General features: G+C 64.2%; 14 protein-coding genes and 2 pseudogenes. 4 read left to right on the top strand and 12 right to left on the bottom strand.

All coding sequences use genetic code 11. The features are described from left to right. Positions 1-356: 356 nt before the first annotated feature. The 3 genes and pseudogenes from V9E98_15010 (at position 357) to V9E98_15000 (ending at position 2,450) form a co-directional block, all read left to right on the top strand. Positions 357-737 carry a hypothetical protein gene (locus V9E98_15010; protein ID MEI2718273.1) on the top strand — a complete coding sequence of 127 codons (381 nt, stop codon included), beginning with the start codon at positions 357-359 and terminating at the stop codon, positions 735-737. Continuing rightward, a complete protein-coding gene (locus tag V9E98_15005) occupies positions 734-1,810 on the top strand; it encodes a DDE-type integrase/transposase/recombinase (GenBank protein ID MEI2718272.1) in 1,077 nt (358 codons plus the stop codon). The genes V9E98_15010 and V9E98_15005 overlap by 4 nt, the downstream gene beginning before the upstream one ends. 244 nt (positions 1,811-2,054) lie before the next feature. Continuing rightward, positions 2,055-2,450 (top strand): annotated as a pseudogene (locus V9E98_15000) (recombinase family protein). Between the two features lie 164 nt (positions 2,451-2,614). Here the strand turns inward: V9E98_15000 and V9E98_14995 are convergent. The 12 genes and pseudogenes from V9E98_14995 to V9E98_14940 all read right to left on the bottom strand — a co-directional run bounded on the left by V9E98_14995 (position 2,615) and on the right by V9E98_14940 (position 11,257). Next, a complete protein-coding gene (locus V9E98_14995; protein ID MEI2718271.1) occupies positions 2,615-3,691 on the bottom strand; it encodes a DDE-type integrase/transposase/recombinase in 1,077 nt (358 codons plus the stop codon). Further along, a complete protein-coding gene (locus V9E98_14990) occupies positions 3,688-4,068 on the bottom strand; it encodes a hypothetical protein (protein ID MEI2718270.1) in 381 nt (126 codons plus the stop codon). Before V9E98_14990 ends, V9E98_14995 begins: the two co-directional genes overlap by 4 nt. 59 nt (positions 4,069-4,127) lie before the next feature. Then, entirely contained in the window at positions 4,128-5,069 is a 942-nt protein-coding gene (locus tag V9E98_14985) for a hypothetical protein (GenBank protein MEI2718269.1), read from the bottom strand. Positions 5,070-5,258: 189 nt separating this feature from the next. Next, entirely contained in the window at positions 5,259-5,423 is a 165-nt protein-coding gene (locus V9E98_14980; protein ID MEI2718268.1) for a hypothetical protein, read from the bottom strand. Between the two features lie 445 nt (positions 5,424-5,868). Next, positions 5,869-6,177, bottom strand: a complete 309-nt coding sequence (locus tag V9E98_14975) for a hypothetical protein (GenBank protein ID MEI2718267.1) — start codon at positions 6,175-6,177, stop codon at positions 5,869-5,871. A 346-nt stretch (positions 6,178-6,523) separates the two neighbouring features. Beyond that, entirely contained in the window at positions 6,524-6,991 is a 468-nt protein-coding gene (locus tag V9E98_14970; protein MEI2718266.1) for a dual specificity protein phosphatase family protein, read from the bottom strand. Positions 6,992-7,160: 169 nt separating this feature from the next. Continuing rightward, positions 7,161-7,343, bottom strand: a pseudogene (locus V9E98_14965) (hypothetical protein). Between the two features lie 59 nt (positions 7,344-7,402). Further along, a complete protein-coding gene (locus V9E98_14960) occupies positions 7,403-8,059 on the bottom strand; it encodes a recombinase family protein (GenBank protein MEI2718265.1) in 657 nt (218 codons plus the stop codon). Positions 8,060-8,085: 26 nt separating this feature from the next. Then, complete coding sequence (locus V9E98_14955) at positions 8,086-8,244, bottom strand: hypothetical protein (protein ID MEI2718264.1); 159 nt, start codon at positions 8,242-8,244, stop codon at positions 8,086-8,088. A gap of 164 nt (positions 8,245-8,408) precedes the next feature. After that, positions 8,409-9,218, bottom strand: coding sequence for a hypothetical protein (locus tag V9E98_14950; protein MEI2718263.1), 810 nt, complete (start codon positions 9,216-9,218; stop codon positions 8,409-8,411). Continuing rightward, positions 9,215-9,742 carry a hypothetical protein gene (locus V9E98_14945; GenBank protein MEI2718262.1) on the bottom strand — a complete coding sequence of 176 codons (528 nt, stop codon included), beginning with the start codon at positions 9,740-9,742 and terminating at the stop codon, positions 9,215-9,217. The genes V9E98_14950 and V9E98_14945 overlap by 4 nt, the downstream gene beginning before the upstream one ends. 1,053 nt (positions 9,743-10,795) lie before the next feature. Next, positions 10,796-11,257 (bottom strand): hypothetical protein, encoded by a 462-nt coding sequence (locus tag V9E98_14940; GenBank protein MEI2718261.1) that lies wholly within the window; start codon positions 11,255-11,257, stop codon positions 10,796-10,798. 357 nt (positions 11,258-11,614) lie between these two features. On the opposite strand from V9E98_14940, the gene V9E98_14935 reads away from it, so the two are divergent. After that, entirely contained in the window at positions 11,615-11,893 is a 279-nt protein-coding gene (locus V9E98_14935) for a nucleoside triphosphate pyrophosphohydrolase (GenBank protein MEI2718260.1), read from the top strand. Positions 11,894-12,185: the final 292 nt, after the last annotated feature.

The raw sequence follows: 12,185 nt of genomic DNA, 5'->3' as shown, positions 1-12,185 counted from the left end.
CGGTGATGCAGAACCTGCGGGCATGGACGCCACCGGCCCCGAAGTTGTCCAAGCCAGACAGCGCAGAAGTAGACCCTGAACGGAACCCGCGACCGCAAGCCCGAGAACCGGAGTCCAGCAGTGCACTCGTCCCAGTGATTCACACTGACTACTGAGCAGCGAAGTTACAGGCGTCCTGTAACGGTCGTTTGTGGGCACCCTGCGATGACTCTGTCGGTCACGTCCACTTGAGCGGACGGATCTGCCCGAAAACCCTGCCCACGGGAATTGCTGCCCGAAACCAGGTGTTCCACCTATATGGTGTTCCGCGTCTGACTTCGTGACACTTTTCCGGTGTTTTCCTAACCAACATTTTGGTGCCGTCGACCGTGGAGTTGGAGGATGTCATGGTGTCGGTTTCACAGGGGTCCGAGCAGGGCCGGCGTAAGCGGAGGCGTCGGATTTTGTCGCCGTCGGAGAAGTACGAGATCTGGTTGCAGTTGCTGCGTGGGGAGGCCTCGATGGCTGAGGCTGCCGCGGCTCATCAGGTGGACCGTTCGGTGATCGTGCGGCTGCGGCAGGTGGCCCGGCAGGGCGCGTTGACCGCGTTGGCGGCGTCGCGGCCAGGGACGCCGCGTGATCGCGCGCGGGACTTGGAGTTGGAGGCGGTGCGCGCGGAGAACGCGCGGATGGCTGAGGCCATCAAGGAGATGGCGATCAAGTTGACGCTGGCCGAGGGAAAAGACAGCTGGGGTTGAGTGGCCCGATCCCAGCACGGGTATCTGAGGCCACGAAAGCGGCGTTGCTGGGTCTGGTCGCTCAGGCCCAGCGGCAGGGCTGGACCGCGGCGGCGGCATGCACCTACTTGGACCTGCCGACCCGGCGCTACCAGCGGTGGCGCACCCGAGCGGTCGCCGGTTCGCTGGCGGACGCCCGCCCGGGCGGGCACCCGGTGCATGGTCTGCTCGCCGACGAACACGCCGCGATCGTGGCGGTGTTCGACCAGTGGGCCGACATCGACCGCTCGCACCGCAAACTGGCTCACCGCGGCTCCTATACCGGCCAGTTTTGGGCGTCACCATCGACGGTGCGCCGCGTTTTGGCGTTATCCGGCAAGCGTTTCCGCCCCCCGCGCGGCGGCGGCGCCGGCGCGAAGCGGCCGGTACCGAACTGGGTGTCGTGGCAGCCAAACAGAATCTGGATTTACGACACGACGCACTTCACCCGCGCGCAGATGGCGTGTGTGGCTGTGCTCGACGTCGTGTCCAGGAAATGGATCGCCACCGTGGTCTCTGCCGAAGAAACCTCGGTGCAGGTGAAGCTGTGCTTCGAACGGGCCCTGGCCGCTGAAGGCCTGGACCTCGTCTTGGACCAACGCGCCGCTGAGAGGGCCGCCGGGGTGCACGGACCCCACCTGCCGATCCTGCTGGCCATGAGCGATAACGGCCCCCAGATGACCTCGGGCGACACCGCGCAGTTCATGGCCGTCAGCGCGATCGCCCAGCATTTCGGGCGACCCGGCACCCCCACCGACCAGGCCTGGGTGGAGTCCCACTTCGGCCACGTCAAAGGCGAACACCCCCACCTGGCCGTGATCCGAGACCCCGCCACCTTGCGCGCTGAACTCGACGTGGTGCGCACCCACCACAACACCGTGCGACTGCACGAAGCGATCGGCTACGTCACCCCCGACGACGAACACGAAGGCCGAGGAGAAACCATCCGCCAAGCCCGCCATGACGGGATGAAACGAGCCCGACTGCGCCGGATTGCATCCCGCCAAAACGACCGCCAGAATCAAACTGCCAAGAGGCACCCCGATGGTGGTTAGACAACCAGCCGAAGAGCGACATTAAGTCAGACACGCCTCAATGGGCACCCGCCACTCAACAACGTCGCCACTCGCGCGGGGCGTCAACGGAGGAACATCATGGCCAACACCATCGGCTACGCGCGGGTATCGACCACCGATCAGAACCCCGATCTTCAACTTGACGCGTTGAAGTCAGCCGGAGCCGTTCGCGTCTTCACGGACAAGGCGTCCGGCTCCTCCATGGAGCGACCCCAACTGCCAGCCGTGCTTGGACTGCCTCAACCCTGGAGATGTGCTGGTCGTGTGGCGCGTCGACCGGCTCGGGCGGTCGCTCACCGACCTCGTCACGACTATCTCGCCGATCTCGCCGACCGCGAGTATCCAGTTCCGCTCCCTCACCGAGGCCATCGACACCACCACCGCCGGGCGGCGAGCTCGGTGTTTCACGTATTCGCCGCCCTGGCGCACATGGAACGGCGACTCATTTCAGAAAGAACCAAAGCGGGCCTCTGCCGCCGCCAAAGAACGCGGTCGCGTCGGTGGACGCCCCACTGCCATGACACCGGAGCGCATCAAGGCCGCCAAGGCCATGAAGAGCGACGGGATCAGTACCCCGCAGATCGCCCGCACCCTGGGTGTGGGTCGGGCAACGAGTTGACCGCGCCCTAGCCTGATCATCACCCTTGACCCACCCCCGGGGCTTCGAGCATGGCCAGGTACGAGTGGAGTCCAGCGATGCGGCCCGAGTACACGGTCGTGGGTGTGAACCTCACGCGGTTACTTGAGGCGTGTCTGACTTAATGTCGCTCTTCGGCTGGTTGTCTAACCACCATCGGGGTGCCTCTTGGCAGTTTGATTCTGGCGGTCGTTTTGGCGGGATGCAATCCGGCGCAGTCGGGCTCGTTTCATCCCGTCATGGCGGGCTTGGCGGATGGTTTCTCCTCGGCCTTCGTGTTCGTCGTCGGGGGTGACGTAGCCGATCGCTTCGTGCAGTCGCACGGTGTTGTGGTGGGTGCGCACCACGTCGAGTTCAGCGCGCAAGGTGGCGGGGTCTCGGATCACGGCCAGGTGGGGGTGTTCGCCTTTGACGTGGCCGAAGTGGGACTCCACCCAGGCCTGGTCGGTGGGGGTGCCGGGTCGCCCGAAATGCTGGGCGATCGCGCTGACGGCCATGAACTGCGCGGTGTCGCCCGAGGTCATCTGGGGGCCGTTATCGCTCATGGCCAGCAGGATCGGCAGGTGGGGTCCGTGCACCCCGGCGGCCCTCTCAGCGGCGCGTTGGTCCAAGACGAGGTCCAGGCCTTCAGCGGCCAGGGCCCGTTCGAAGCACAGCTTCACCTGCACCGAGGTTTCTTCGGCAGAGACCACGGTGGCGATCCATTTCCTGGACACGACGTCGAGCACAGCCACACACGCCATCTGCGCGCGGGTGAAGTGCGTCGTGTCGTAAATCCAGATTCTGTTTGGCTGCCACGACACCCAGTTCGGTACCGGCCGCTTCGCGCCGGCGCCGCCGCCGCGCGGGGGGCGGAAACGCTTGCCGGATAACGCCAAAACGCGGCGCACCGTCGATGGTGACGCCCAAAACTGGCCGGTATAGGAGCCGCGGTGAGCCAGTTTGCGGTGCGAGCGGTCGATGTCGGCCCACTGGTCGAACACCGCCACGATCGCGGCGTGTTCGTCGGCGAGCAGACCATGCACCGGGTGCCCGCCCGGGCGGGCGTCCGCCAGCGAACCGGCGACCGCTCGGGTGCGCCACCGCTGGTAGCGCCGGGTCGGCAGGTCCAAGTAGGTGCATGCCGCCGCCGCGGTCCAGCCCTGCCGCTGGGCCTGAGCGACCAGACCCAGCAACGCCGCTTTCGTGGCCTCAGATACCCGTGCTGGGATCGGGCCACTCAACCCCAGCTGTCTTTTCCCTCGGCCAGCGTCAACTTGATCGCCATCTCCTTGATGGCCTCAGCCATCCGCGCGTTCTCCGCGCGCACCGCCTCCAACTCCAAGTCCCGCGCGCGATCACGCGGCGTCCCTGGCCGCGACGCCGCCAACGCGGTCAACGCGCCCTGCCGGGCCACCTGCCGCAGCCGCACGATCACCGAACGGTCCACCTGATGAGCCGCGGCAGCCTCAGCCATCGAGGCCTCCCCACGCAGCAACTGCAACCAGATCTCGTACTTCTCCGACGGCGACAAAATCCGACGCCTCCGCTTACGCCGGCCCTGCTCGGACCCCTGTGAAACCGACACCATGACATCCTCCAACTCCACGGTCGACGGCACCAAAATGTTGGTTAGGAAAACACCGGAAAAGTGTCACGAAGTCAGACGCGGAACAACTCCTACTTCACAGTGATTGTCACGAGGGTTGTTGCTGCCTTGCCGCGCTTCGGCTTCACGGTGACCTTGATGCGACAGGTTCCCTTCTTGAGTGCCTTGATCCCGGCGCTCTTGGGCAGGATCTTGCAGACCTTCTTGCTACCCGGAGTCGGAGCGAGTTTGGTTGTTGACTTCTTCGGCTGGGCGATCTTCGCCTGACGAAGCAGTGCCTTCGTCGTCAGCGTCTTACCCTTCGTGACCGTGGCTTTCGGAGTGGGTGCGGGCGTCGGCGTGGGATAGGTCGGTGTGGGCGTCGGCGTCACGGTCGGCGTCGGCGTCACGGTCGGCGTCGGCGTCACGGTCGGCGTCGGCGTCACGGTCGGCGTCGGCGTCACGGTCGGCGTCGGCGTCACGGTCGGCGTCACGGTCGGCGTCGGCGTCACGGTCGGCGTCGGCGTCGGCGTCGGCGTGGGCGTCGGCGTAACCTGCAGCACCAGATTCAGGGTGTTGTCTCCCTCGGCGACCGTGACCACGGTGGCGTCCGCGCACGACGATTTCGCATCGTGCCACGACGACAGAATGGTGGAGCCGAACAATCCTTGAATGAGGACCCGATACTGCCCCGTCGGCACCGTCACCTGATACGACGTTGAGGCGAACGATGACCCCGCTGACGAGCCGTTGTTCCAGTCATCACATGAGGCGTAGAACGATACCTGGGCTATTGACATCGAGCCGGTGCTGCTGGAAACCGTACCGGTCACATTCGAACCGGGCAATGCCACCAGGTTGCGGGGGGTGGCTCCTGGGGCCACGGTCACGTCATCGGCGTCCGCGCACGACGATTTCGCGTTATGCCACGACCTCACTGCACCCGTACCGCCGCCAGGCAAGATGCGCACCAGGTAGTCCCCCGCCGTCGGCACCGTCACCTGGTACGGCTGGGAATCGTAGAACGTACGCATCTCCCGCAGTATCACCGGTATTCCAGTCCTCACACGAGGCGTAGAACTCCACATAGCCGCTGGCCACCGCGCCGTTAGCTGCTGGAAACAGTACCGGTCACATTCACGCCTGCGGTCGCCACCAGGTTGCGGGTGTCGGCTCCCGGGGCCACGGTCACGTCATCGGCGTCCGCGCACGACGATTTCGCGTTATGCCACGACCTCACTGCACCCGTACCGCTCGTTAGGCGAGATGCGCACCCGGTAGTCCCCCGCCGTCGGCACCGTCACCTGGTACGGCTCGGAACCGTAGAACGACCCGTATCCCGCCGCACTGTCGGTGTTCCAGTCCTGACACGAGGCGTAGAACGTCACACGAGCCGCTGGCCACCGCGCCGTTGCTGCTGGACACCGTACCGGTCACATTCACGCCTGTCGGTCGCCACCAGGTTGCGGGTGTTGGCTCCCGGGGCCACGGTCACGCACATCGGCGTCCGCGCACGACGATTTCGCGTTATGCCACGACCTCACTGCACCCGTACCATCGCCAGGGCCTGATGCGCACCCGGTAGTCCCCCGCCTGGCACCGTCACCTGGTACGGCTCGAGAACTCGTAGAACCACCGCATATCCCGCCTCATTGCCGTTGTTCCAGTCCTCGACACGAGGCGTAGAACTCCACGTTGCCGCCGGCCACCGGGCCGTTAGCTGCTGGACACCGTGCCGGTGACATTCGACGCCGGACGGTCGCCACCAGGTTGCGGGTGTTGGCTCCCGGAGCCACGGTCACCACATCGGCGTCCGCGCACGACGATTTCGCGTTATGCCACGACCTCACTGCACCCGTACCCGCTGTCAGGCGAGATGCGCACCCGGTAGTCCCCCGGCGGCACCGTCACCTGGTACGGCTGGGAATCGTAGAACGACGCATATCCCGCATCATTACCGGTATTCCAGTCCTCACATGAGGCGTAGAACTCCACATAGCCGCTGGCCACCGCGCCGTTAGTGCTGGAAACCGTACCGGTCACATTCGCGTCCGCTTCGGTGACACCGGGAACGCCCGAGTCGCTTTCTGCGGCCTGCACCGGACCACCGGCTCCGAACGCGATCACACCCAGGGCCACCACCAGCGCAGCGAACGCTCCGCAACAACAAACGCATGGACTGACAACTCGTACGCGTCATTTCGACCCCGTTTCCCCGTTCGGTAAACGCCACTTAGAGTGCGTCTGGCCAACTCACGGTAGGGCAGCAACCACCGGATGCGCCTGACACAGCCCCATATTGAGGACCAAAGTCCCGAACGAACCCAGGCCTTGGTCAAACACCTCCACGACCGGTGGAAGGGCGAGACCATCCCCGGGTCCACCGAGCGCCACGAGCCTGGTTCCCCTCCACTGAGAGTCAGCATCGCGGGTAGTCGGGTCCGGTACGGCAGATCGCGGCGCTCAGCCAGGGACGGCCCTCATCCCGTTAGGACAGGTGATGACGAACGAGCGCATCGAGGAATGACCGGTTGGGATCCGAGAGGGGTAAGTCATCGCGGATGCCGCTGAGGGCTGATTCAGCACTCACGGCCTGCTTGTGTATCGCGTACATGGCGGCAACCGTGGGCGTTCGGGAAACCGCGTGCACGCAGTGAAGCAGCACCGTTCGTCCTTCGTTTCGGAGTTGCTCGACGAGGTCCGCTGTATCGGAAAGAACGAAATCAAGGTTCGGGTTGTCGTCAGGGGCGCTGCTATCCACCAACCACACCTCGACGTGGTCCTCAGGTGCGATTCCCGCCGCGGGCACCTGGTCACGCCCCAAACGACACAGCGACACCACGGAATCCACGCCCTCCGGAAGCGGATCCAGGTGACCGACTCCGGCCAGGATGACTCCTGAATCGTGGGGGTGCGCTGCGATCTGGCGGATGTCGCCGTATCCGCTGTAGTCCATCGTCGCGAGAGAGGGCCATCCCGCCGGAGTCAGGTTGCCCGTGACGGACGATCAAGGTGGCAGCGGAGATCAGGTCTCGACCTCGTTTGCCGGGCCAGCCGTGCAAGATCCGACGCCACTGGGCAGGGATCGCGGAGGCCCCGTATCGGGCACCGAGCAGGCCCCCGGCAATCGCAGCGACGGTATCGGTGTCCTCGCCGCCACAGACTGCTGTTTCGAGGCTTCCGACTGAAGTGCTGGGCAGTGAAGGAATCTGACGACGGACCCTGGGCTTGTATCGCAGTCTGATGGATGGCGCGTCCCACTCCGCAACCAGGCAACTGGTACGGCCACGAAGTGTGGCCCATCCCAATACGTCGAATCCCAAAGGCCTGCCCGGACGCCTTCGCGAAGGTCGCTAACGGTGGGTGGTCAACTGCTGGCGCTGGAGAGGATCGAGCGGACGCTCGATGGATACCACCGGTCACCGCCACGAGCCGTCGGCACGTCGTCCGCCATGAGGCCATCTGCAATGCCCTGCAGCGTCGCTCCCGCCTGCCTTTCGCTCGCGATGCGGGCCACGACTTCCTGTGGCAGCACTCGGGGCCTGCCGAGCGTGACCCCGGCGGCACGACGAGCGGCAAGAGCGTCCTTGGTTCGCTGCCCGATGATGCGGCGTTCCCACTGCGCAGCACTGGCCATCACATTCGATAGGAACTCCCCCGCAGGTGTGGACAGGTCAATGCCGAGATCCAGCGCCACCAGGTTCCACCCCTCATGGCGGGCCTGCTCCATCAGACCGGCGAAGTCGAGCAGGGACCGGGAGAGGCGATCCAACTTCGCAACGACGAGGGCGTCGGCTTCACGGTTGGCGAGGAGATGGAGCGCCTCTTGAAGGGCGGGCCTGCCCGACAGGGACTTCCCGCTGACGCCCGCGTCCTCCAAGACCCTGGTGAGAGTCCAGTCGCGGTAATCGACCGCCGATTGGATCTGTGCCCGCTGCGCCGCGAGGCCCGCCCCACTGTCTGCTTGCTCCGCGGTCGAGACCCGCAGATAGCCGATGACCCGGTACTCCCCAGGTGTCCCCATACCCCCAGATTACACTAAACGGTCGTTTACTGTATCTCCGTACCTTCCAGGAGGGCGTCCAGAGCGACCAGAGCGCCCTCCAGCCGCGCCACCATCCCCGCGGTCGCGTCCAACTCCCCCGACTCGACCCGGTCCAGCACCTCGTGAAGCGCGCGCATCGCCTTCTCGATGTCATCGTGGGTCATGTGCCGGACTCTACGACCTCCGACCAGGGCGGCACCCTCAGATGCAGAGCGCCAAGCCGCCTGGCTTACCGACCAGCGGGGATCTCCCAAGAGACAGCCATGACCTGCGCTCTGCTCCCTTCCTAGACCGCAGCCGCTCGGCGCTCTACCCGATGGGGTGGCCCCTACTTGGCGATGGGAACGGTGATGGATGTCATCGGGGAAGTGGAGCCGACAAAGTAGACCTGGAAGATGAGTTTTCCTCCCGGCTGGCCGTTATCGATGGACGCGCGTTCGTCGGCGAAGGCCCCTGGTGAGAGGTCAAGCATCCCCGTGTAGGTGGAAACATCGACTTGTCTCCTGTTGGGGTTCAGGTAGCCGTCAGGTGTCAACTGGGCCTTGTCGTTGGACTTGTTGCGCACCGTGTAGGTAACGGCGAGGTCACCGTCGTTGGTCACGTAGGACGTTGAAGCCTTGACGGTGACCTTGCCACTGCTCCCGGACCCACTCTGTGCCTTCACCCGAGGGGCCAGCGGGCCTCCTGGCTCGGAGGTCCAGGTGTCGAGGCGGCCATCAGGGGCGAAGGTGAAGTCCTTGTAGACGGTGGTCGCCTCTTGACGTTCTGCCTCGCTCGAATCCTCGTCAAGCAAGGCCTCATCGACCAAAGTGACGGAATCGCCGGAGACCGTTACCTCCGAAGGGTCGGAGGATACGTTCGCGGACTCTCCAGCCAGTGCCCCGTTGATTTGGTGGCGTGCGTAGAGGAAGGCCGGAGAGCCTGGGGCGGAGGACTTCAGCATGGGCTTCATGTCCCCGCTGTCCTGGGTTGCGAATGCGGTGAAGTAGTCCGTCAGTACCTGCTCGGAACCGGCGGGTTCCCCCGACGCTGCGGCGGATTCGCCACTCGTTGAGGTCGTTCCCGAACTGCAGGCGGCCAGCGCCAGCAGCATCGAAGCGCTCAACACTCCAGCGCTGACTGTTGTCCTTGTCCTCATGTCTCGTCACCCTTCTTCTGTTTCGACGCGCTGTCAGTGAACGGTCTGGCCGTCACCGGAATCTCCGCCTGGCCCTCGTTCGGGTAGAACGACGAGAAAACCAGATCGCCGCCCCAGTCCGACTTAAGGAAGACGGAGGCACCCTCAGCCGTCGCCCTTCGACTGAGGTCAAGTTGGTAAGCCTGTGGACTGCCCTTGCGCGTGCGGCCCTTGTTCACGTAGCCGTCCACGAGGATGTTTCCCGATTTGCCCTGCGCAGCAGCCTCATACGTCACCTGCAGGTCACCGGTGGCTGTTCGGTAGGCATCCTTCACAGTGATCTCAGTACCGCCGATTGACTGCGTCTTATTGACTCGTCCCACCAAGGTCGTGAGGGGATACTTGCCAGAGACCAGCCACGTTGTGAGCCGACCACTCCTGTCGTACTCGAAATCAGTGAACTCAGCCGTGTCGGAGTACTGGTTGCTACCAGCCGTCCAGTCCACCGAAGAGTCGGAGACAACTGTGGTCGAAACGGTCCACACCTGACCTAGTTGACTCGACCGAGCGGCCACGATCATGTTTGCCTGATGTTCGGCAAAGGCCGCAGCGGGACTTCCGGGTGACGCTGAGGCCGACGCTAGTTCGGCTCCATTCACCGTGCCTCTCGACAGTGGATTGAAGTACTGCTGCAGCGTTTCTTGCCGCAAGAGCACAGACTCCGACAGCGACGGAGAGGGCGACTGCGGGGAAACCGTCTCCCCGGCACCACAGGCAGCGAGACCGAACACGACGATCAACCCGACGAGACCTGACCCCACACCCCGGCGAAAGACTGACACTCCACGTCGGCTCGAGTGAGCAGGAGCAGGCAATCGGCAACGCGCAGTCCGCGAATACGACCTGATCCGCGAAGTAGGAGGATCGGCGATCGAAGTCGCCACAACCGCCACGGGAATCTCACGGGTCCGCTGCATCTTGGCCATGGGCCTGAACCCTCCCCCGTCACACGCTGCTGATAACGCGACCATCGCGTCAGGTGACCTGCAAATCACTTTACGTAGTTGGCGCGGTTCAGACGCTCATTCCAGGCAAGTGGCCCTCGATTAGGGACGAAGGTCCTTCGGCAAATCCGGGTGCTTGGCGCTGGCTCTCATTGAATGCGGACTGCACTGCTTTCCCTAGTGGGAACTGGGCCGCCGTCCATGAGGTGTGCACTGTCGCGACGGCCTTCTCAAGGTCGCCCGCCCCCGGGGTTCGACCAGCGACCGCGGACCGCACACTCGTACGCTTACCTGACTGTCTCGGACTTAGAAGTTGGGCAGACCTTGCTCGTCGGTCTGCCAGCGCGCCGGGTGTGCTTGACCCGCTTCGGTGAGTGCTTGGCCTGCAGGTAGGCCCGCCGTGAGGCGGGGTCGGGACCTGTTTGGGCCATCAGAGTCTCGCGAAGTGGGTGGGCGCTGGAGATGAGGTACTCGTTCCTCCTGCTGAGGCGTTCGACGTACTTCGCCGCAGGGACTGCGTCGAACTTGCCCATCGGCTCCTCGATTGCAGGTGCACACAGGCGAGGACGAGGTTCCACACTCCATCGAGGTTGGTCAGCATCCCGCGGCGTTGCAGCACGTGGGGGAAGACGTGATCCACATCAGCGAGGTCTGCCTCGCCCGGGGATGATGCCAATCGGTCGGTAGCAGTAGAAGCACGATCCCCGCTGATACCCGTTGAGGGCATCGCGTGCGGACGTGATCGTTGCTGCGCCGGTCATTCGACAGCAAGTAGTGCAGGTCGGAGTCCACGCGTACCAGCGACGTATCCAGGCCGAGGTCCCATGCTGATTCCACCAGCCTCCAACGGGCCTCGGTCTCTTCAATCGGCGAGTACAGGTCCGAGGCAGTCAGCGCGTGGACCGAGTCGGTCAGGACGATGCCGCGGGTTGCGGTCTTGCGTTCGTCGATGAAGAACCGGGTGGAGACATCCGATCCGCCCACCTTGTGGAAGGCGTCGATGACGTTGTTGAACCCGAGACGGACCGTCGTGTCGATCAGAACCCCCTGATCCACCTCACCCTGGTTGAACTCCCGGCAGGCATCGAGGAACTTGCTCGACGTGGCCTTGATCTGCCGTGGTGAGTGCGCCAGATGCTCGGTCAGGTGCGCCGAGAAGGGGACCGCAAGTTCCTCCAGGGTGGCCCGGTCCTTGCCCTGCTCGCACGAGGTCGATCAGCGACTTCGCGAGAGCGAACTTGTAGGAGGCTGTGTTCATCCCGAACAGGACGATGCCGCGGAAGTTGTCGATCTCGGTCGGCTCGTAGTCGAGGAACCCGCCAATCCCATGTTCCTCACGTCACCTTGCGTAAGTTACCGGCATGACACTTCCCAACAGACGGCAAACTCGTCCGCGACCAGATCCCCGACATCGTGACCGCTCAAGGGGCCACGTACGACACCGTCATCCTTGACGAGGACGACATGTGGGAAGCCCTGAACCTGAAACTGGTCGAGGAATCACGCGAACTCCACGAAGCCGACGGCGCTGACCGCATCGAAGAGATGGCCGATGTCTACGAAGTACTGCTTGCACTGATAGAGGTCGAAGGAGCCAGCCTTGATGAGGTGGTTCAGACGGCGACGGCCAAGAGGCAGTCACGAGGGGGCTTCGAGCAACGGATCTGGATGAGCAACTACCGCACCCCGTAGGAGTCCCAGGCGATGTGGCGAGGCTTGCGTCCGCGAGCATCCGTCCACACCTCTCGTTATCGCCAGGCGTCTCTCCGGAAGATTCGAGCGAGGTCATGGTGGGCAGGTTCGAGGTGTACTGCGACCGATGGGACGTTCACGAGCAGCGACAGTGCCCGTCTGAGCGGTAGACCATTCCGCAGGCAGGGCATTTGCCGCCGCCAGGAAGCACATCCTCGGGGTTTCCCGCGCTGCGAATGGTCCCCGACCCATAGCGAGTGACTCCCCCGGTGCGTCGTCGGGTAGGTCTTCT

The organism is Candidatus Nanopelagicales bacterium (genome assembly GCA_037045355.1).
Classification (GTDB): Bacteria; Actinomycetota; Actinomycetes; order S36-B12.
The sequence above is the reverse complement of the archived record's forward strand: the minus strand, read 5'-3'. Positions and strand labels throughout refer to the sequence as shown.

Excerpts from the sequence above, each read along its gene's own strand:
- V9E98_14985 (MEI2718269.1), bottom strand. The coding sequence starts at position 5,069 with ATGCGTACGTTCTACGATTCCCAGCCGTACCAGGTGACGGTGCCGACG.
- V9E98_14970 (MEI2718266.1), bottom strand. The coding sequence starts at position 6,991 with ATGGACTACAGCGGATACGGCGACATCCGCCAGATCGCAGCGCACCCC.
- V9E98_14960 (MEI2718265.1), bottom strand. The coding sequence starts at position 8,059 with ATGGGGACACCTGGGGAGTACCGGGTCATCGGCTATCTGCGGGTCTCG.
- V9E98_14955 (MEI2718264.1), bottom strand. The coding sequence starts at position 8,244 with ATGACCCACGATGACATCGAGAAGGCGATGCGCGCGCTTCACGAGGTG.
- V9E98_14950 (MEI2718263.1), bottom strand. The coding sequence starts at position 9,218 with ATGAGGACAAGGACAACAGTCAGCGCTGGAGTGTTGAGCGCTTCGATG.